The following is a 19,937-nucleotide window of genomic DNA, read 5'->3' as shown; positions in this document are numbered from 1 at the left end:
ATAACAATAAAAAAGATATGCCTTATGAATATCGATAGCACTCAACACATGGTTAATGAATTACTTAAACCTATCAATCAATTTCTTCAATGTGGCACCCCTGATAGCTGGATCAAGGAAGCTATTAAACCTGAAAATCTGATCCCATTATTGGTCGATCATTGTAATTGTGAGCTTAAAGCAAGTCAGACGGCCATGTTTATGGTGCGTAAATATGCCGTCGATAAACAAAGTGGTGAGGCACTAATGGCATGGGCGAAACCTTATGAAGATTTCGTTTATAGTGGAAATAACCGCTCAACAGCCCATTTTCACAGTAAGAAAAATGGCCTACTCGCCCCACTCACGCCTCGCAGTGATTTTTATCATGGCCAAGAATTGATCGATAAAATGGTGCGGCTAATAAAAGAAGAATTTCATCACTTTGAACAAGTGTTAGAAATTATGGATAAGCGTGGTATCCCTTATAGCAACCTTCATGCTGGACGTTATGCCAAAGGGTTAATGAAAGCCGTACGTACTCATGAACCAGCAACCTTAATCGATAAGCTTATTGTCGGTGCATATATAGAAGCACGTTCTTGTGAGCGATTCGCCAAACTTGCTCCTTATTTAGATCCAGAACTTAAAAAGTTCTATATTTCATTATTACGTTCAGAAGCGCGTCATTATCAAGATTACCTGACATTGGCTGAAAAAATCGCTGGAACAAATATTGCCGATCGTATTCGAGCAATTGGTAACAAAGAAGCAGAATTAATTATGACGCCAGATGATACATTCCGGTTTCACAGTGGTCTTCCTGTCACCACCAACGCTTGTGTTTAAAATCATAAGATCACGTGTAGCACCTACAAAAAAACCGCCAAATTTGGCGGTTTTTTTAATCACAGAATAATGAATTACTCTTCTTCTGCTACTTTTTCTTTTTTAGGCTTTTTACGCTTATCGGTAATTTCCCACTTACCGTCCACAAATAGACCCGTCCAACCACTTGGCTTACCGTCTATTTCTGAGCGCACATAGTTTTCTTTCGTTTTACGAGAGAAACGAATCACTGTTGGTAAACCATCAGGATCAGCCACTGGCGCGTCAGTTAAGTATAAGAACTTAGGTGATAAACGTTCTTTAAAGCGTACAAGCTCTTCCACTAACGGTGCACGGGTTTCACGTGATTTAGGGAAGGTACTCGCTGCCATGAACAAACCAGACGCACCATCACGTAAAACAAAGTACGCATTAGTATCTTGTGTACATGGAATTTCAGGTAAATGTACAGGATCTTCTTTTGGTGGCGCAACTTCGCCATTCTTTAGAATCTTACGGGTGTTCTTACACTCTTCGTTAGTACACCCCATGTACTTACCAAAACGACCGTTCTTCAGTTCCATATCAGAACCACACTTGTCGCATTCAATCAGCGGACCTTCATAGCCTTTAAGCTTGAACTCACCTTTCTCAACAATGTAACCATCACAGCTTGGGTTATTACCACAAACGTGAAGTTTACGATCTTGATCAATCAGGTAAGCATCCATTGCTGTGCTACAAATAGGACAACGTTTCTTGGCACGTAATGCTGCCGTTTCAACGTCTTCCTCTAGAACATTAACAATGCCTTCTTCACTGCCTAAATTGATCGTTGTTTTACAACGCTCTTTAGGTGGCAATGCGTAGCCAGAACAACCAAGGAATACCCCAGTTGATGCGGTACGAATACCCATTGGACGCGAACATGTTGGACATTGAATGTCAGTTAGCACGATATTGTTAGGCTGCATACCGCCTTCTGATTCATCTAACTCCGCTTTTTGAAGCTCAGTCGTAAAATCAGAGAAGAACTCATCGAGTACTTTCTTCCAGTTTTTCTCACCTTCAGCGATTTTATCAAGATTACCTTCCATGCGGGCAGTAAAATCAAAATCCATCAAATCAGGAAAACTGTTATCAAGGCGGTCAGAAACAATCTCACCCATCTTTTCTGCATAGAATCGACGTTGATCAACACGTACATAACCACGATCTTGAATGGTTGAAATAATCGATGCATATGTTGATGGTCGACCAATACCACGCTTTTCAAGTTCTTTAACCAATGCTGCTTCTGTAAAGCGAGCTGGTGGCTTAGTAAAATGTTGTTTAGACTCAACGTGTTCTAACTTCAAGACATCGCCAACGTTTACTTCTGGCAATGTTGTATCTTCATTTTTACCAGATGGGCGCTGTACTAATGTCCAACCTGCAAAACGTAATGTACGGCCTTTCGCTTTTAGCAAGAAATTACCTGCTTTAACGTTGATCGTACTTGAATCGTATTTTGCTGGCATCATCTGACAAGACACAAATTGACGCCAAATTAAGTCATATAACTTAACTGCATCTTGATCCATGCCTTCTAAATTTTCAGCTTTCACATCAACACTTGAAGGACGAATGGCTTCGTGCGCTTCTTGAGCATTTTTCTTATTGCCATAAACATTGATATTTTCAGGTAAATATTCATTACCATACTCATTACCAATAAACTCACGAGCAGCTTCAACGGCCTCTTTTGAAAGATTGGTTGAGTCAGTACGCATGTAAGTAATGTAACCCGCTTCATACAGACGCTGTGCAAGGCCCATAGTGCGCTTAACACCATAACCTAAACGTGTACTTGCCGCCTGTTGAAGTGTCGAGGTGATATAAGGCGCTGATGGCTTACTGCTGGTTGGGCGATCTTCACGCTCAATCACTTTATAAGCTTCTTTTTCAAGTAGCGCATGCGCTGCCATCGTATCGACTTTATTCTCAGGACGGAAAGCTTTACCCGCCTGTTGCGCAACCATTAACCGTAATGCATCTTTGCCTACAGTTAGTGTATCAGCATGAATATCCCAAAACTCTTCAGGATCAAACGCGTTAATTTCATGCTCACGCTCAACAATCAGTTTTACCGCAACTGATTGTACACGACCAGCAGATAGCCCACGGGCAACTTTTTTCCACAATAGTGGTGATACCATGAAACCAACAACACGGTCGAGGAATCGACGTGTTTGTTGTGCATTCACACCATCAATATTTAGCTCACCAGGTTGTTCAAACGCTTGTTGAATCGCATTTTTAGTAATTTCATTAAATACAACGCGTTTGTAGCGTGATTCATCGCCGCCGATGATCTCACGAAGGTGCCACGCAATGGCTTCTCCTTCGCGGTCTAAATCCGTTGCGAGATAAATACAATCAGCATCTTCTGCTAATTTTTGAAGTTCACTAACGACTTTTTCTTTACCAGGAAGTATTTCGTAATGCGCATTCCAATCATCATAGGGATCAACACCCATCTTGCTGATTAACGCTTTACGATCTTTCTTGTGTTTTATCGCCGCTTTTTCTTCAACACTCAACCCTTTAGTCGATGTTGCCACAGCTTTTTTACCGCCACTTCGGGCGCCCGTTGGTAAATCACGTACGTGACCAACGCTTGATTTTACAATGAAATCCTTGCCCAAGTACTTATTGATTGTTTTCGCCTTGGCAGGGGACTCCACGATAACGAGAGATTTACCCATAATGACCCTATTACGTCCTCGTGCTCGCTAATTCTAAAAATATAAATAACTGCTTAGCTAATCATTAGCGCCACAACATTCGACCAATCTCATTAAGTCACTGATCGAAATATCTAAGAGCAGTGAATTAATATGATGAGTTACAATTTGAGAATGATACATATTTACAATTAATTATTGCACTTCATTTTTGTAAAATACTCTTTACATATTGGGCTAGAAAACAAGAAGGTCAACTGCTTTTTAATTAATTTCGTCTATTTGGTTGTACCTTCCGCACTTGTTATTAATTTGTAAATATTTTTCACGTTACGTTTTAGCCCCTTACAACGTACTGATTATCAAGGTGATAAAATCCTAATTTACCTTACAGGACAACCACTTTGATGCTTTATAACTATAGTAAGAATATAACGCTACACCATCATTATCATCTATATAGAATTATTTGATCAGTTTTACTAAATTTTTTTGCATTTAATCACAATATTGATTCTTTTTAGTAAAATCCTTACTCATATTTGAATAGATATTAACCAATTAACAATCCCGTTATTTGTTTTCTAGCAGCAACTTACTTAAACTGTATCCATTCTACTATCGATGAGTATTAATCATGGCTAATAAAGCTGAAATTTCAATCAATGAACTATTAATGATCGCTAACCAAGTCATTCAAGATCACCAAGATTACGTTGACGGCATGCGCGCAACATCTGTCATAGAAAAAGATGGCGTATTGATATTCAAAGGTGAATATTTCCTCGATGATGACGGTTTACCAACAGCTAAAACTACCGCCGTATTTAATATGTTTAAATTTCTTGCGCATAAATTATCACCTGAATTTACACTCAATACACTGCTTGTTTAAGTAAAAAAACCCGCAATAAAATGCGGGTTTATTTTATTTAAGCAAAACGAACCATATTACATAAATGGACGCTGACCGCGTGCAACCCACTTCATTAATAATGTATCAGCAGCTTCACTTGAAGCACCTGATAGTTTTTCGATTAACTTCTTACGACGCACATATTTAACTTGTAACACTTCACGCACTTTACATGCTTCAGTGATCAAATCATCACTGGTGCTAATTTGATCAACTAAGCCTAATTCAAGTGCTTGTTGACCAAACCAATGCTCACCTGTTGCGACTTTATTAAGATCAAGCTCAGGACGGTGAACAGCAATAAATTGCTTAAATAGACCGTGTGTTTCTTCAATCTCTTCTTTGAATTTTTCACGCGCTTTATCTGAGTTTTCACCAAACATAGTTAACGTACGTTTGAACTCACCCGCTGTGATTTGTTCAAACTCAATATCGTTTTTCTTCAATACCTTACTAAAATTAGGCAACTGTGCAATAACACCAATTGAACCTACGATAGCAAACGGTGCTGATACAATTTTATCCGCAACACATGCCATCATATAACCACCACTTGCAGCCACTTTATCAACAGCAATCGTTAGTGTAATGCCTGCTGCTTTTAAACGGTCAAGTTGTGATGATGCCAAGCCATAAGCATGCACCATACCGCCACCCGTTTCTAAACGTAGCAATACTTCATCGCCTTCAATTGCAATCGCTAAAATAGCACTGATTTCTTGACGCAATGACGACACTTCACGCGCATCAATACTGCCATGAAAATCAATCACGAATAAACGTGGATCACGCGTTGTCGTTAAATCGCCATTTTTTACTGCTTGTTTAATTTCATTTTGGCGTGCTTTATCTTGCTCTTTCTCTGTTTTTTTATCCGCTTTATCACGTGCTTTTAACAGTGCTTTATCAAATAAATGTAATTCTAACTGATCAATAGTGTCTTTATATTGTTCAGTTAAATCGATAACTTCTAGTTCACCTTTTTGTGAACCATGGCGACCATTTAACGCTTTTGCTAACACCAATACGCCAACAATCGCAATCACAACTGTCGCTATTTTGGCAAAAAACAAACCATATTCAAACAAAAATTCCAAGATTCAACCCTCTATTTTGGCAAGAAAAAATGCCATAAATTATTATAAATGTGTAATCACTATCGCCGTTATTAACTCAACTTATCGCTATAATAAATCAAATTCACCGTTACGATATTCAAATAAAAGTACATTCTCTCAGAATGTAAATTCTGATATGTTTTAGTAGTAATCGATATTACAGCCAAGCTCAAGACTTGATACGTTCTTCGACGAAAAAACAGTCAAATAACGACAAAAAGACATTTTTCAAAAGGAAGCGACTGTGGATTATCAAATTGCTGCAAACAATTTAAAAGATCGCGTGATATTAGTAACAGGCGCTGGTGATGGTATCGGCCGTGAAGCGGCAATCCAATATGCAGCTCATGGTGCAACTGTGCTTCTACTAGGAAGAACCGTTGCCAAACTTGAAGCGGTTTACGATCAAATAGAAAAAAATGGCAATAAGCAAGCTGCGATTATTCCTTTAGATTTAATGGGTGCTACCAAACAACACTACCTTGATATGGCAAACACCATCCAGCAACAATTTGGGCGTTTAGACGGTGTACTACACAATGCGGGATTATTAGGCGCATTAAGTCCACTTGAGCACATTGAAGAAGCAATTTTTGATGATGTTATGCAAGTTAACGTTAAAGCACAATTGTTACTTACCCAAGCAATTTTGCCATTAATCAAACAGTCACCGGATGGGCGCATTATCTTTACCTCATCAACCGTTGGTCACAGCGGACGCGCATTTTGGGGTACGTATGCTATTTCTAAATTTGCTACAGAAGGTATGATGCAAGTACTAGCGGATGAGCTTACTGATACAACGGTAAATGTTAATGCCATTAATCCTGGTGGCACTCGCACCAGTATGCGAGCGCAAGCCTTTCCCGCTGAAGATCCACGTTTATTGAAAACACCGCAAGATATTATGCCACTTTATTTATATTTAATGGGACCTGAAAGCCGTCATATTTCAGGGCAATGTATTGATGCTCAGCCACAACGTAAACCAGGTATCAGTGGCGAAGAAGAATAATGACTCTGTGCTGTAATCAGTAAATAATAGCCATAAAAAAAGCCGACATCACTGTCGGCTTTTTACTATTCATTGTATGCGTTTACTAATACTGTCTAAGTATTACTGACGTGTACGAGGCTTAACGGGCTTATTCGCTAACGGGTTACGACGATTTGCCGCATTACCTGAAGGCTTACGCTTGCCAGATCCACCTTGTGGTTTATCTGATGCATTATAAGGCTTCTTCTCATCATCTCGTGGCTTACCCGCAATGTGCACAGGTTTGCTTTGAGCACGATCTGAACGTGGTTTAGTATTATCACGAGTAGGTGCTGGTTTAATTCGACCACGGCCACCACGTTGCTCTTGTTGTTGTGAATCAACCTCAGTATTACGGCTTGCACTTGATGGTGCACGACGGTCATTATTACGACCGCGACGACCGCTAGGACCCGTTGTATCAACACGCTCTTCATGACGACGAACAGCACGACGAATCTGACGAATACCTTTCTTACGCTTCTGACCTTCAACGGTTAATAACGTTTCAGTTTCAGGTGGCAATTCTACTGCTGTACGCAGTTCATTTACTTCTTTTAATTCAAGCTCGCTCCAACCACCACGAGGCATATCTTTAGTTAAGTAAACATCACCATAACGAACACGTTTCAAACGGCTAACGGTTACACCTTGTGAATCCCATAAACGACGTACTTCTCGGTTACGGCCTTCAGTGATCATAACGTAGAAAGTATGATTCATACCTTCACCGCCAGAATAAACAACATCTTCAAAACGTGCCACGCCGTCTTCTAGCTCAACACCTTTAACGACATTTTTTATCATCTGTTCGTTTACTTCACCAAATACACGTACCATGTATTCACGTTCAACAGTACGGCTTGGGTGCATTAAACGGTTAGCCAATTCACCATCGGTGGTGAAAAGTAACAGACCTGATGTGTTCGCATCTAAACGACCAACAGAAACCCAACGGCCTGTTGTTAGACGTGGTAGACGATCGAAAACAGTACGACGACCTTCAGGATCATGACGAGTACATAGCTCACCTTCAGGCTTGTTATAAGCCAAAATGCGACAAATTTCTTCATCTGATGAAATTAATGTAATGTTATTACCATCAATACGAACATTAACACTAAGATCTTCAAGACGATCACCCAGTGTAGCAACAACACCATCAACACTAACACGGCCGTTTTGAATCATTAATTCAATTTCACGACGAGAACCTTGACCAGCACGCGCTAGTACTTTTTGTAATTTTTCGCTCATTGTAAATAAACCTTTGTCGCCTTCACAGGCGTCGAAATTCTCATCAAAAAACCACCAATTGATACGTTCTAGTAGCAAGAATTGCTTTAAAAAGAAAGTGACATGGGGTGATTGATGCGAATAGCAATAATTTGGATTCTAACGCGATAATCTATCATGCTAGATATGTAGCCGATTATTATCGCAAATATAACGATTATTTACCATAAAAATAGCGATAAAAAAAACGTATCATAAACAACATGATACGTTTATAAAAACACATATAACAACAATATAATTACTACACAAATTAAACGGTTTTATTCAAAAGGCGTAATATCACCAGCGCCAATACGTACAATATCAATATTGCCGTCACTAAAATCAATAACCGTCGTTGGTTGTTCGCTAAGATAACCGCCGTGCATAATCAAATCGACAGCATGTTCTAATTGATCACGGATTTCATCGGGATCCGCTTCTGTGGTCTCTTTACCCGGTAAAATCAAACTGGTCGACATCATCGGTTCACCCAATGCTTCAAGCAACGCTAAAGCAATATTATTATCGGGAACACGAATACCAATCGTTTTACGCTTAGCGTTCATTAATCGACGTGGTACTTCTTTGGTACCTTTAAAAATAAAAGTATAAGCACCAGGGGTATTATTTCGCAATAAACGAAACGCGATATTATCAACTCGGGTATAAAGCGATAACTCAGATAAATCACGGCATAATAACGTGAAATTATGCTTATCGTTTAAACGTCGTATTTGACAAATACGCTCAAGCGCTTGTTTGTTTTCCATTTGACAACCCAAGGCATAACCTGAGTCGGTAGGATAAACAACAACACCACCATTTTTAATAATATCAACAGCTTGAGTTATCAGCCTTGCTTGAGGTGTTTCTGGATGCACATAAAAAAATTGACTCATTTATCCTCCTTCGAGGCAGATAACTCTGCAGTTATTTCTACCTCTACTCGCTTTTTCTCTACCGTCCAATCTTGCCATAGCGGCACTACATCTTTAGGTAACCACAAATTACGGCCTAATTCGGTCCATGGTGATGGATAATGAAAATCAGACCCTTGCGAAGCGAGTAAATTATATTCGATGGCGTAATCCCCAAAGGTACGTCGTTCTTGCGGTGCTTGTTGAGGCTGAGCAACTTCAATGCCATCGCCTTCTGCTTCAATAAAGTGCTGAATTAAGCGCTTTATCCATTTTGCCGTCATTTGATAACGACCGGGATGAGCAATAACAGCTTGACCACCAGCAGCATGGATCACGGTCACTGCATCAGCAATTGAGCACCAACTTGGTGGTACATAACCGGGATTACCTCGGGTTAAGAATTTCTTAAACACCGCTTGCATGGTTTTGGCATAACCTTGTTCAACTAACCAACGAGCAAAATGCGCACGCGTAATCGACGCGTCGCCCGCTAATGCCATCGCACCTTCAAAAGCACCTGGCATTTTGTTTTTTTCTAACCGTGCGCCAATCTCTTTTGCTCGTTCAAGCCGATGCGCAGCTTGAGCGCTAATAAATGAAATTAACTCAGGATGATTGGGGTCTATATTAAGCCCAACGATATGAATATCAAAATTTTGCCACACCGTTGATATCTCAATACCATTAATTAATGTAATTGGTAATTGCTCTTGTTCGATAACCGCATGAGCTTGTGCAAGCCCATTAATCGTATCGTGGTCAGTAATTGCCAACACATCAACCCGCTTTTCAACAGCACGGCGAACAAGATCTTGCGGCGATAAGCGGCCGTCTGACGCTGTAGTATGACAATGTAGATCAAACAACATAACTTTACTTCTTGACTTTGTTTTAATGAACTAGTTTACTAGTACGCGATTACTGAGGCAGTTATTATTATTTTTCTAACTGCTACTTTAAGCTAGTTTAAACCTATTCACTCTTATATACCTCAATGAACCTAGGATATAGAAACAGGCAAAATAAGATAACGTCATGTTACAGCAAATTAGTATCCAACGACCGCCTTTCTTGATTATTTACGAATGGCAAGCAATGTTACAGAAATAGTAAAAGACAGTAACATTTGGTACTTTTACTCAAGCCCGTCATTATATAAGACTTTTTTTAGTCATAACAACATGAGTAATAATTACCCAACATATTGATTATTATCAATTTGACTAAAATAAAATATCACAAGGTATTTTGTTAAAAATTATCAGTAAAAGTAAAAAACTAATCTTGCTCAAATGATCAGTTTACGCCACTATCGAATAATAAAAGCAGGATCGCATTAGTACAAACGACAGGGAGAACGCTGTGACAACTCACTCTATTGGATCGCATATCGATAACACAACACCAGAAAATCAACATCAAATTAAGGTACTTAACCTCGATGTACCTTATATGGCTGACCCTACTGATGCTTATTTTACACTGTGTGGTGATAGCCCTTGCCATCTATTATTAGAATCAGCTGAAGTCAATTCGAAACAAGATCTTAAAAGCTTATTATTGATTGATGCCGCCGTGCGGATAGTTTGTCGTGGCAAAAAGGTTATATTAGAAGCTCTGTCTGACAATGGTCAACGCATCCTGCATGTTCTCAACAGCCATCTCAAGTCTGATATTAAAGCGACCTATAGTGCTGATACGCTGCGCTTACATTTTCCAACCCATGTTCAGACGTTAGATGAAGACTCTCGCCTACGCCAAACCTCATCTTTTGATGCATTACGACTGATTCAACATGCCTTTGATACCAAAAACCATCCTCGCGATGCATTATTCATTGGTGGCTTATTTGCTTATGATTTAGTGGCAGACTTTGAACCACTTATCGCCGTTGATGCGGATAATAGCTGTCCTGATTATATTTTCTATATCGCTGAAACATTGTTGATTATCGATCATCAACACCAACAAGCACACTTACAAGCAACCTTGTTTGAGCATGATACCCCGTCAATTGCTGATGATCTTCAACACCGTTTAGTCACACTTAAAACCCGTTGTCTTAATCCTCAGTCATTACCCGTTGCACCCGCTATCACCGCTTGTGTACCCGTTCCAACGATAACGGATCATGACTTCAGCCAAACCGTTGCCGCCCTAAAACAATTTGTTATTCGAGGTGATGTGTTTCAAGTTGTGCCATCTCGACAATTTAAGCTGCCGTGTCCCTCGCCGCTTAACGCGTATAAAGCATTGAAGATTGGTAACCCAAGTCCATATATGTTTTATCTGCATGATACTGACTTTACCTTATTTGGTGCCTCGCCAGAGAGTGCATTGAAATATTGTACCCAATCTAACCAAGTTGAAATTTATCCAATTGCAGGTACACGTCAGCGCGGTAAAAACAAGGATGGTTCAATTAATCTCGATCTCGATACGCGTATCGAACTAGAACTTCGCTGTGACACCAAAGAAAATGCTGAACATATGATGCTGGTTGATTTAGCCCGTAATGATGTCGCCCGTATTAGCCAAGCAGGAAGCCGCCACGTAGCTGATTTATTACATGTTGATCGTTATAGCCATGTGATGCATTTAGTGTCACGAGTCGTGGGTCAACTACGCCATGATCTTGATGCCCTGCACGCTTATCAAGCTTGTATGAACATGGGTACCTTAACGGGCGCACCTAAAATTAGAGCCATGCAACTTATCCGTGAAGTTGAACAACGTCGCCGTGGAAGCTATGGCGGTGCGGTTGGTTATATTACAGGGCATGGGGATATGGATACCTGCATTGTGATCCGTTCCGCTTATGTCGAAAACGGTATCGCCAGTGTTCAAGCAGGTGCAGGGGTGGTTTATGACTCCATACCACAAGCTGAAACAGATGAAACCAAATCGAAAGCACAAGCGGTAATCAATGCCATTCGTCACGCCCATCAAGGTTAAGGAGCACAAGATGACCATCACGAAAAATCACCATAATGCCCATATTGTGCTGTTAGATAACTTTGATTCCTTTACTTACAACCTTGTTGATCAATTTCGAAGTCTGGGTTTTCCCGTCACGATTTATCGTAATAATTTATCAGCGCAACAAATCGAACACGCATTACTTGAACATAAAAACCCGGTATTAGTGTTATCACCAGGCCCTGGCGCACCAGCTGATGCCGGATGCATGCCTGAACTAATTCAACGCATCAAAGGCAAAATCCCAATGTTGGGTATTTGTCTGGGTCATCAAGCGATTGTTGAAGCTTATGGAGGCACCGTTGCCGGCGCTGGCGATATCGTACATGGTAAAGCGGCAATGATGACCCATAACCAGCACCCTGTTTTTGGTCAACTTGCCAGCCCACTTACTGTCGCCCGTTATCATTCTTTGGTCGCAACCCATGTTCCTGCGAGCCTTGAAACGATTGCTGAGGTGAATGGATTAGTGATGGCGGTTGTTAATGAACACGATAAAGTCTGCGGCTTTCAATTTCATCCTGAATCTATCCTCACCACTCAAGGCGCGGAACTACTTACTCATACACTGGCTTGGGTTATCAAAGCACCCACCACATGCCTAAATACCCATTAAGGAAGATGATGAACGCTACTATTGCTAAACTCGCCGATAAACTCTACGCCCAGCACCCCTTGAGCGAAGAAGAAAGCCATGTTCTCTTTGATGCGATCATCAACGGTGATGTTGAGCCGATTGTATTATCAGCCGTATTAACAGCATTAAAAATTAAAGGTGAAACCCCCGCAGAGATTGCAGGTGCAGCTAAAGCACTGGTTAAAAATGCCAGCCCTTTCCCCCGCCCAGATTATGATTTCGCAGATATTGTTGGCACGGGTGGCGATGGCGCTAATACCATCAACATTTCTACTACCGCCGCCTTTGTCGCTGCTGCCTGTGGTGTAAAAGTGGCTAAACATGGCAACCGTGGCGTATCAAGCAAATCAGGATCATCCGATTTATTAGATAAATTTGGGATTAATTTAGCCATGCCAGCCCAAACAGCACGCCAAGCATTAGATGAGCTCGGGATCTGTTTTCTATTTGCGCCTGAATATCACGGTGGCGTACGTCATGCGATGCCGGTACGACAAACATTACAAACGCGCACTATTTTTAATGTCTTAGGCCCATTAATTAACCCTGCCAAACCTAATATTCAATTAATGGGGGTTTATGATATCGCTTTGGTTCTCCCTATTGCTGAAACCTTAGCAACAATGGGATTAAAACGTGCTGCGGTGGTACATGGTAGCGGACTTGATGAAGTTGCCATTCATGGTGAAACCCATGTAGCTGAAATTATTGATGGGGTGATCACCGAATATACTCTTACTCCGGCTGACTTTGGGCTCAAAAGCTATCCTTTAGAAGCTATTCGTGGCGGTGAGCCTGATGAGAACTGTACCCTCATTAAACATATTCTAACGGGTAAAGGAACACCCGCTCAAGAAGGTGCCATCGCTGTTAATGTTGCACTCTTATTGCGCCTTTTTGGCCATCAGGATCTTAAAGCAAATACTCAACGCGCAATCACCATCATGCGTTCAGGTAACGCGTATCAACTTGTAGAACAACTGGCAGCACGAGGTTAATCATGGAAACAGTCCTTGCTAAAATTATCGCGGATAAAAAAATCTGGGTCGACGCCCGCAAAGAAGCGCAACCACTCGCCAGTTTTCGCCACCAGCTTACGCCTAGCGATCGTGATTTCTACCACGCACTTACCAATACAGATCAACATGGGTGCCATCGCCCTGCTTTTATTCTTGAATGTAAAAAGGCATCACCATCAAAAGGCTTAATCAGAGAAAATTTCGACTTAGATTATATCGCGACGGTTTACAACCAATACGCCAGTGCCATTTCAGTATTAACTGACGAGAAATATTTTCAAGGCAATGTTGAGTTTTTACCGAAGGTACGCAGCCAAGTTACCCAACCAGTATTATGTAAAGACTTTATGATTGATAGCTACCAAGTTTATTTGGCGCGTCATTATCAAGCAGATGCGATTTTATTGATGTTATCTGTACTGGATGATGAACAATACCAAACGCTTGCCGCTGTGGCTGAATCACTCCAACTCGGTATTTTAACCGAAGTAAGTAATGAAGCTGAACTCACGCGCGCCATCACACTCAAGGCAAAAGTCGTCGGTATTAACAACCGTAATTTACGCGATTTAAGTATTGATCTAAATCGAACTAAACAGCTCGCGCCCGATTTACCTAAAGGCACAATTGTTATTTCTGAGTCAGGGATTTATACCCACCAGCAAGTACGTGAACTCTCGCCTTATGCCAATGGTTTTTTAATTGGTAGTTCATTAATGGCAGCTGATAACCTTGATTTAGCGGTTCGAAAAGTCTTATTTGGTGAACATAAGGTTTGCGGGTTAACCTCAAATGAAGATGCTCATCAGGCTTATCAACAAGGGGCAACCTATGGGGGTTTGATTTTCGTACCATCATCACCACGAGCTATTGATCTCGACCACGCTTTAGCGGTTACCACCTCCGTTCCACTTAATTTTGTCGGTGTATTTCAAAACAGCCCATTGACAGACATTGTGACGACAGCAACAACTTTAGCCTTAGCGGCAGTGCAATTACACGGTAATGAATCACCACAATATATTGCGCAATTACGTGAACAATTACCGGTTAACTGCCAAATATGGAAAGCCCACGCCATCACTGACAGCGTACCTGATCTTACTCAATGGTCAGTCGACAAGCACCTATTTGACAGTAAAACTGAAGGCAAAAGTGGAGGCACAGGTATCACCTTTGATTGGTCTTTAATTACACCAGAAAATAGATCAAACAGCTTACTTGCTGGTGGGCTCAACCCAGATAATGTACACCATGCCGCCTCGCTTGGTTTTAGCGGCTTAGATTTAAATTCCGGTGTAGAGAGTGCCCCGGGTAAAAAAGATCCCCATAAATTAGCGGCAGCCTTTACGGCAATCAAACATATTAAGGACAATAAATAATCATGAGTAAATTGAATGCCTACTTTGGTGAATTTGGTGGTCAATATGTCCCTCAAATTCTAGTACCAGCCTTAGACCAACTTGAAGATGCTTTTATTGAAGCTCAACAAGATCCCGACTTTCAGCTGCAATTTATAACGTTATTAAAAGACTATGCAGGACGACCAACAGCGTTAACGTTATGCCAAAATTTAACGCAAGGCACAAAGACCAAGCTTTATTTAAAACGTGAAGATCTTCTTCATGGTGGCGCGCATAAAACTAATCAAGTATTGGGCCAAGCATTACTGGCACTGCGTATGGGTAAAACTGAAATCATCGCAGAAACAGGCGCGGGTCAACACGGGGTTGCTACAGCATTAGCGTGTGCTTTACTCGGGTTAAAGTGTCGCATCTATATGGGCGCGAAAGATATTGAACGTCAAAGTCCTAATGTTTTTAGAATGAAATTAATGGGCGCAACGGTTATTCCTGTAACGTCAGGTTCAGCAACCTTAAAAGATGCATGTAATGAAGCGATGCGCGATTGGTCTGCTAGCTATGACAAAGCCCATTATCTATTAGGAACTGCCGCCGGTCCTCACCCATTCCCAACCATCGTGCGTGAATTTCAAAAAATCATTGGTGAAGAAACAAAAACCCAAATTATTGCAAAAGAAGGCCGTTTGCCCGATGCGGTTATTGCTTGTGTCGGTGGCGGATCAAATGCAATTGGTATGTTCGCTGATTTTATCGAAGAAAGTAGTGTCCGTTTAATTGGCGTTGAGCCTGCTGGAAAAGGGTTAGATACCAACATGCATGGCGCGCCATTGAAACACGGAAAAATCGGTATTTTCTTTGGTATGAAAGCACCGCTAATGCAAGATGAACATGGTCAGGTTGAAGAGTCATATTCAATTTCAGCAGGGTTAGATTTTCCTTCTGTTGGCCCACAACACGCGCATCTTAATGCGATTGGTCGTGCAGAATACGGTGCTGTTACCGACGATGAAGCATTAGATGCATTTCAACTATTAGCCCGTAAAGAAGGCATTATTCCAGCACTTGAATCTGCACATGCATTGGCTTATGCACTAAAAATAATTGCAGATGAACCTGAAAAAGAACAATTATTGGTGGTTAACCTTTCAGGCCGAGGTGATAAAGACATTTTCACTGTGCACGATATTTTAACGGCAAAAGGAGTTTTATAATGGATCGCTACCACAATTTATTTACTCAACTTAGTGCCCGTAATGAAGGTGCATTTGTCCCTTTTGTTACCCTTGGTGATCCAACGCCACAACGCTCAATGGATATTATTGATACTTTAGTTGCCGCAGGGGCTGATGCCTTAGAGTTGGGGATCCCTTTTTCAGATCCTTTAGCTGATGGCCCAACGATTCAAGGGGCCAATATTCGAGCTCTTGCAGCCCAAACCACCCCCATTGTTTGTTTTGAAATGCTCACTCAGATTCGCGCTAAATATCCTCAATTACCGATTGGATTACTGATGTATGCCAATTTAGTGTTTGCGACAGGTATTGATAATTTTTATCGTCGTTGTGCTGATGCTGGAGTTGACTCAGTATTAATTGCTGATGTACCTGTTAATGTGTCACTTGAATTTAGAGTTGCAGCAGAAGCTCAGGGGATTCACCCTATCTTTATCGCGCCACCTAATGCTGATGCTGCAACCTTAAAAACAGTCTCAGAGCTTAGCGGTGGTTATACTTACCTACTTTCACGCGCTGGCGTCACAAGTGCGGAAACGAAAGCAGAAATGCCGATTGAGCCATTATTAGCCGCATTAAAAGCTCATAATGCGCCACCTGCGTTACTCGGTTTTGGTATTTCAACCCCAGAACAAGTTAAAGCCGCCGTAAGTGCTGGTGCTGCAGGCGTGATTTCAGGTTCAGCCGTCGTTAATATTATCGAACACAACCGCAATGATCATCCCGTTATGCTGCAGAAATTAAGCGATTTTATCTGTACGATGAAGTCAGCCACACTTCGCTGATTAAACAATATAGCGTTAATAAAACAGCAACTAATAACTAGCTACTTAGACAACTAAGTGGCTTTTTTTCATTCAGAGCTTGGAACAGGTATACTCTGATTAATTATTTTTAATGAGCTTGCATCAATGAAGCAACTGATAGAATTTATTCCGTTACTGATCTTTTTTGTATTATTTAAAACCAATGGCATTTTTGTCGCGACAGGTGCGTTAATTGTCACAACAGCAATTCAATTAATCGTGACATGGGTTATCTATAAAAAAATAGAAAAAATGCAGCTAATCACCTTTGTTATGGTGGCTATCTTTGGTGGTTTAACACTGTTTTTACATGATGAAAACTTCATTAAATGGAAAGTGACCATCATTTATGGTCTATTTGCTCTCGCATTACTTATAAGTCAATTGATGCATAAGCCATTAATTAAATCGATGCTAGGCAAAGAGATGACACTGCCAGAGAACGTTTGGTTACGTATCAATCTAGCATGGACAATATTTTTTGTTGTTTGTGCTATTGTAAACATTTATATTGCATTCAATTTTCCGCTTGATGTCTGGGTGGATTTCAAGGTATTTGGTTTGTTAGGACTAACATTACTCTTTACCTTCGCTACGGGTGGCTATATTTATCGCCACTTACCGAAAAGCCCTGATGATCAATAAAGTTGTATAACTGATGACTACTGAAAACAATATCCCTCGTGGACAGCTTCTACTACGCACATTAGCGATGCCTGCCGACACCAATGCAAATGGTGATATTTTTGGTGGTTGGATCATGTCGCAACTAGATTTAGCGGGTGCTATTTTAGCCAAAGAGATCTCTCGCGGCCGAGTCGTTACCGTTTCTGTTGATAAAATAGAATTTAAAGCCCCTGTTGGCGTTGGCGATGTCGTTTGCTGCTACGGTGAATGTAAACGTATCGGTAATACATCGATGAGTGTGGGTTTAGAGGTGTGGGTAAAACCTGTTGCTGTTGATGGCATCGGTGAACGTTACCGCGTCTGTGAAGCGACATTTAATTATGTCGCAATTAACAGCGAAGGTCGTCCACGTAAGATTGAAGTCACACAATAATCCCATAAATAAAAAAGCACTTAATTAACAATAAGCACTAACTAACGTTGGTGCTTTTTATTATTTGCCTAAATCTACTTGTCCCCTCTCAATATTTAGTTAGTATGGTGCATATTAAAACAGCACGAAGCGTTATTCGTGGTTTAAACCATAACTGAATAAGGAATACCCACGATGTGGTATGTGATTTTTTCTCAAGATGTTGAAAATAGCCTAGAACGCCGCATGAGTGTTCGTGAACAACACTTAGCTCGATTAAAAGAATTACAACAACAAAACCGTTTATTGGTTGCAGGGCCAATGCCTGCGATTGATAATGAAAATCCAGGTGACGCGGGATTTACAGGTTCCACCGTTATTGCTGATTTTGATTCATTAGAACAAGCACAGCAATGGGCCAATGCCGATCCGTATATTGATGCAGGTGTTTACGCGAATGTGATCGTTAAACCCTTCAAAAAAGTCTTACCTTAAATATATTCAGGATCAATTTGTGAACCTAACTAAAACAAAAAAATTACTGGTTGCCGCTGTCGGTCTGTTTATCCTTGGTGGCTGTGCATCACACGACCAACAGATGGTGGCTGAATCACTAGCACAATCACGAGCAGCAGCGATTGATAGTAAAGCACCCTACCCAAGAATTGATGCTTACCAAATCACTCAAGCCTACGCGAGTAAAAATGTTGTAAAAATCAATATTATTTATGGTGGCAATGGGCGCATAAAACCCACAACAGCGATAAAAACAGCCAGTACCAATTACTGTAATAACGCTGAATTAATACCTTTGTTTAAACATGGGGTTAATTATTTAATTACCGTTCGAGATGTGAGTGGTCGACAGTTAGTATCACAAACCATTTCAGAAGAATATTGTGACTCGTTAAAATAACCAGTATGCAATAATCAAGAAATCCCTAACTGCAACGACCATTTTATAATGTCAATATTGCTGGTTAGGGTTTTTTATTTCTTCATAATAAGCCACTATTCAACAGGAATAGTTTCAACATTAATTGCATCATTAATTTGCACTTCAAACGATCGTAGTCTTTTATAAATAGACATTAATTCAACAATCGTGCTCCATGAATGCACTAGAAATTGAAATGATTCTTCTACTTTTCCAAACGCTCTGAGTATCTGCTGCAATACCCCCAACGTTAATGCGCCAGAAATAATAGCAGGACCCAGTGCGATATAAGGCACAATCACGGTATATTGAATATATGACCATTTTGCGATATCAAAATATAAATAATGACGATAAAGATTAAAGTAATTTTTACGAACATTAAAAAAGAGGTCTTTCACTGTTTCTGGTTTTGCTCGCTGTGGATTATCTTCCCCAAACACTAACTCTTTACGATAAGCGGCTTCTACTTTTTGATTTTTAAATTCTAAGCCCGGTAAACGAATACCAACAATCGCCAATAATACCGTTCCAAATAATGCCGAAATAATGGCTAAATACACCAACGAACGATCGACACTGCCTATCCATGGTAACTCGGTAACATTTTCACTTAACGTCCATAAAATAGGTAAAAACGCAACCAACGTCATTAAGGAGCGCATAAAACTCACGCCAAGACTTTCGACTATACGAGCAAAACGCATTGTATCTTCTTGAACCCGCTGTGATGCACCTTCAATATGGCTAATTTTATCCCAATGTTTCATGTAATAATTATTCATCGCAGTACGCCAACGAAAAACATAATGACGAACAAAAAAATCGAGAATAACCGCAATAATGATATACATTGAGACAATATTGAAGAACTCAATACAACCCGCCAAAAATTCATCAAATGTCACAGCGTTAGGTTTAGCGAGTGCCTTTTGAATAAGATCATAAAAACTCCCAAACCATTGATTCACTTCTACATCTATCTGAACTTTATACCAAGTAACATATAAAATAACGATACTACCGACAATCGACCATAGAAACCAACGCCGATCAAGAAAGAACGATTTAAACATAGTCACACATCCTTAATGTATTTATATTGAGTGCACCCCTTGCA

The 19,937-nt window shown here is 40.5% G+C and carries 19 protein-coding genes; 13 read left to right on the top strand and 6 right to left on the bottom strand.

What is annotated here, in order from left to right:
* The first annotated feature begins 24 nt into the window (after positions 1-24).
* Positions 25-828 carry a tRNA isopentenyl-2-thiomethyl-A-37 hydroxylase MiaE gene (gene miaE / locus GLP24_RS03545; RefSeq protein WP_232615534.1) on the top strand — a complete coding sequence of 268 codons (804 nt, stop codon included), beginning with the start codon at positions 25-27 and terminating at the stop codon, positions 826-828.
* Between the two features lie 74 nt (positions 829-902).
* Here the strand turns inward: miaE and topA are convergent, their stop codons facing one another.
* Positions 903-3,554 carry a type I DNA topoisomerase gene (gene topA / locus GLP24_RS03540; RefSeq protein ID WP_232600030.1) on the bottom strand — a complete coding sequence of 884 codons (2,652 nt, stop codon included), beginning with the start codon at positions 3,552-3,554 and terminating at the stop codon, positions 903-905.
* A gap of 616 nt (positions 3,555-4,170) precedes the next feature.
* Here topA and GLP24_RS03535 point away from each other — a divergent pair.
* Positions 4,171-4,428, top strand: coding sequence for a DUF2498 family protein (locus GLP24_RS03535; RefSeq protein WP_101767082.1), 258 nt, complete (start codon positions 4,171-4,173; stop codon positions 4,426-4,428).
* A gap of 56 nt (positions 4,429-4,484) precedes the next feature.
* Here GLP24_RS03535 and sohB read toward each other — a convergent pair whose 3' ends face one another.
* Positions 4,485-5,546 carry a protease SohB gene (sohB, locus tag GLP24_RS03530; protein ID WP_101767083.1) on the bottom strand — a complete coding sequence of 354 codons (1,062 nt, stop codon included), beginning with the start codon at positions 5,544-5,546 and terminating at the stop codon, positions 4,485-4,487.
* A 265-nt stretch (positions 5,547-5,811) separates the two neighbouring features.
* Here sohB and GLP24_RS03525 point away from each other — a divergent pair, with 265 nt between their 5' ends.
* Positions 5,812-6,582 carry a YciK family oxidoreductase gene (locus GLP24_RS03525; RefSeq protein WP_232574849.1) on the top strand — a complete coding sequence of 257 codons (771 nt, stop codon included), beginning with the start codon at positions 5,812-5,814 and terminating at the stop codon, positions 6,580-6,582.
* 102 nt (positions 6,583-6,684) lie between these two features.
* Here the strand turns inward: GLP24_RS03525 and rluB are convergent, their stop codons facing one another.
* The 3 genes from rluB to rnm all read right to left on the bottom strand — a co-directional run bounded on the left by rluB (position 6,685) and on the right by rnm (position 9,673).
* The gene (gene rluB / locus GLP24_RS03520) at positions 6,685-7,860 is read right to left on the bottom strand and encodes a 23S rRNA pseudouridine(2605) synthase RluB (RefSeq protein ID WP_101767085.1); all 1,176 of its coding nucleotides are present in this window, start codon (positions 7,858-7,860) and stop codon (positions 6,685-6,687) included.
* 302 nt (positions 7,861-8,162) lie between these two features.
* A complete protein-coding gene (locus GLP24_RS03515; RefSeq protein ID WP_101767086.1) occupies positions 8,163-8,783 on the bottom strand; it encodes an L-threonylcarbamoyladenylate synthase in 621 nt (206 codons plus the stop codon).
* Positions 8,780-9,673: an RNase RNM gene (rnm, locus tag GLP24_RS03510; RefSeq protein WP_232577118.1), complete on the bottom strand. Its 894-nt coding sequence runs from the start codon at positions 9,671-9,673 to the stop codon at positions 8,780-8,782. Before rnm ends, GLP24_RS03515 begins: the two co-directional genes overlap by 4 nt.
* A gap of 583 nt (positions 9,674-10,256) precedes the next feature.
* Here rnm and GLP24_RS03505 point away from each other — a divergent pair.
* The 10 genes from GLP24_RS03505 (at position 10,257) to gspS2 (ending at position 18,796) form a co-directional block, all read left to right on the top strand.
* Complete coding sequence (locus GLP24_RS03505; protein ID WP_232615533.1) at positions 10,257-11,759, top strand: anthranilate synthase component 1; 1,503 nt, start codon at positions 10,257-10,259, stop codon at positions 11,757-11,759.
* 10 nt (positions 11,760-11,769) lie between these two features.
* Positions 11,770-12,399 carry an aminodeoxychorismate/anthranilate synthase component II gene (locus GLP24_RS03500; RefSeq protein WP_221942668.1) on the top strand — a complete coding sequence of 210 codons (630 nt, stop codon included), beginning with the start codon at positions 11,770-11,772 and terminating at the stop codon, positions 12,397-12,399.
* Between the two features lie 8 nt (positions 12,400-12,407).
* Positions 12,408-13,418 (top strand): anthranilate phosphoribosyltransferase, encoded by a 1,011-nt coding sequence (gene trpD / locus GLP24_RS03495; RefSeq protein WP_232615525.1) that lies wholly within the window; start codon positions 12,408-12,410, stop codon positions 13,416-13,418.
* 2 nt (positions 13,419-13,420) lie between these two features.
* Positions 13,421-14,821: a bifunctional indole-3-glycerol-phosphate synthase TrpC/phosphoribosylanthranilate isomerase TrpF gene (gene trpCF / locus GLP24_RS03490; protein ID WP_232615524.1), complete on the top strand. Its 1,401-nt coding sequence runs from the start codon at positions 13,421-13,423 to the stop codon at positions 14,819-14,821.
* Between the two features lie 2 nt (positions 14,822-14,823).
* Positions 14,824-16,014, top strand: a complete 1,191-nt coding sequence (gene trpB, locus GLP24_RS03485; protein ID WP_101767091.1) for a tryptophan synthase subunit beta — start codon at positions 14,824-14,826, stop codon at positions 16,012-16,014.
* The gene (trpA, locus tag GLP24_RS03480; RefSeq protein ID WP_232615523.1) at positions 16,014-16,820 is read left to right on the top strand and encodes a tryptophan synthase subunit alpha; all 807 of its coding nucleotides are present in this window, start codon (positions 16,014-16,016) and stop codon (positions 16,818-16,820) included. The genes trpB and trpA overlap by 1 nt, the downstream gene beginning before the upstream one ends.
* 126 nt (positions 16,821-16,946) lie before the next feature.
* Positions 16,947-17,486 (top strand): septation protein A, encoded by a 540-nt coding sequence (locus GLP24_RS03475; RefSeq protein WP_152652873.1) that lies wholly within the window; start codon positions 16,947-16,949, stop codon positions 17,484-17,486.
* Between the two features lie 13 nt (positions 17,487-17,499).
* Positions 17,500-17,901 (top strand): acyl-CoA thioester hydrolase YciA, encoded by a 402-nt coding sequence (yciA, locus tag GLP24_RS03470; protein WP_045035667.1) that lies wholly within the window; start codon positions 17,500-17,502, stop codon positions 17,899-17,901.
* A 174-nt stretch (positions 17,902-18,075) separates the two neighbouring features.
* Entirely contained in the window at positions 18,076-18,375 is a 300-nt protein-coding gene (locus GLP24_RS03465) for a YciI family protein (RefSeq protein ID WP_152652875.1), read from the top strand.
* A 19-nt stretch (positions 18,376-18,394) separates the two neighbouring features.
* The gene (gene gspS2 / locus GLP24_RS03460; protein WP_101767095.1) at positions 18,395-18,796 is read left to right on the top strand and encodes a type II secretion system pilot lipoprotein GspS-beta; all 402 of its coding nucleotides are present in this window, start codon (positions 18,395-18,397) and stop codon (positions 18,794-18,796) included.
* Between the two features lie 95 nt (positions 18,797-18,891).
* Here the strand turns inward: gspS2 and sbmA are convergent, their stop codons facing one another.
* On the bottom strand, positions 18,892-19,893 hold the full coding sequence (sbmA, locus tag GLP24_RS03455) for a peptide antibiotic transporter SbmA (RefSeq protein ID WP_101767096.1): 1,002 nt from the start codon (positions 19,891-19,893) through the stop codon (positions 18,892-18,894).
* Between the last annotated feature and the right edge of the window lie 44 nt (positions 19,894-19,937).

The organism is Photobacterium carnosum (assembly GCF_021236965.1).
Taxonomy (GTDB): domain Bacteria; phylum Pseudomonadota; class Gammaproteobacteria; order Enterobacterales; family Vibrionaceae; genus Photobacterium; species Photobacterium carnosum.
The sequence above is the reverse complement of the archived record's forward strand: the minus strand, read 5'-3'. Positions and strand labels throughout refer to the sequence as shown.

What these genes read in the sequence shown, in the direction of transcription:
- miaE (WP_232615534.1), top strand. Translation starts at nt 25, where the DNA reads ATGAATATCGATAGCACTCAACACATGGTTAATGAATTACTTAAACCT.
- GLP24_RS03515 (WP_101767086.1), bottom strand. Translation starts at nt 8,783, where the DNA reads ATGAGTCAATTTTTTTATGTGCATCCAGAAACACCTCAAGCAAGGCTG.
- GLP24_RS03505 (WP_232615533.1), top strand. Translation starts at nt 10,257, where the DNA reads ATGGCTGACCCTACTGATGCTTATTTTACACTGTGTGGTGATAGCCCT.
- rluB (WP_101767085.1), bottom strand. Translation starts at nt 7,860, where the DNA reads ATGAGCGAAAAATTACAAAAAGTACTAGCGCGTGCTGGTCAAGGTTCT.
- trpA (WP_232615523.1), top strand. Translation starts at nt 16,014, where the DNA reads ATGGATCGCTACCACAATTTATTTACTCAACTTAGTGCCCGTAATGAA.
- yciA (WP_045035667.1), top strand. Translation starts at nt 17,500, where the DNA reads ATGACTACTGAAAACAATATCCCTCGTGGACAGCTTCTACTACGCACA.
- GLP24_RS03535 (WP_101767082.1), top strand. Translation starts at nt 4,171, where the DNA reads ATGGCTAATAAAGCTGAAATTTCAATCAATGAACTATTAATGATCGCT.
- trpB (WP_101767091.1), top strand. Translation starts at nt 14,824, where the DNA reads ATGAGTAAATTGAATGCCTACTTTGGTGAATTTGGTGGTCAATATGTC.
- sbmA (WP_101767096.1), bottom strand. Translation starts at nt 19,893, where the DNA reads ATGTTTAAATCGTTCTTTCTTGATCGGCGTTGGTTTCTATGGTCGATT.
- trpD (WP_232615525.1), top strand. Translation starts at nt 12,408, where the DNA reads ATGAACGCTACTATTGCTAAACTCGCCGATAAACTCTACGCCCAGCAC.
- GLP24_RS03475 (WP_152652873.1), top strand. Translation starts at nt 16,947, where the DNA reads ATGAAGCAACTGATAGAATTTATTCCGTTACTGATCTTTTTTGTATTA.
- topA (WP_232600030.1), bottom strand. Translation starts at nt 3,554, where the DNA reads ATGGGTAAATCTCTCGTTATCGTGGAGTCCCCTGCCAAGGCGAAAACA.
- GLP24_RS03500 (WP_221942668.1), top strand. Translation starts at nt 11,770, where the DNA reads ATGACCATCACGAAAAATCACCATAATGCCCATATTGTGCTGTTAGAT.
- trpCF (WP_232615524.1), top strand. Translation starts at nt 13,421, where the DNA reads ATGGAAACAGTCCTTGCTAAAATTATCGCGGATAAAAAAATCTGGGTC.
- rnm (WP_232577118.1), bottom strand. Translation starts at nt 9,673, where the DNA reads ATGTTGTTTGATCTACATTGTCATACTACAGCGTCAGACGGCCGCTTA.
- GLP24_RS03465 (WP_152652875.1), top strand. Translation starts at nt 18,076, where the DNA reads ATGTGGTATGTGATTTTTTCTCAAGATGTTGAAAATAGCCTAGAACGC.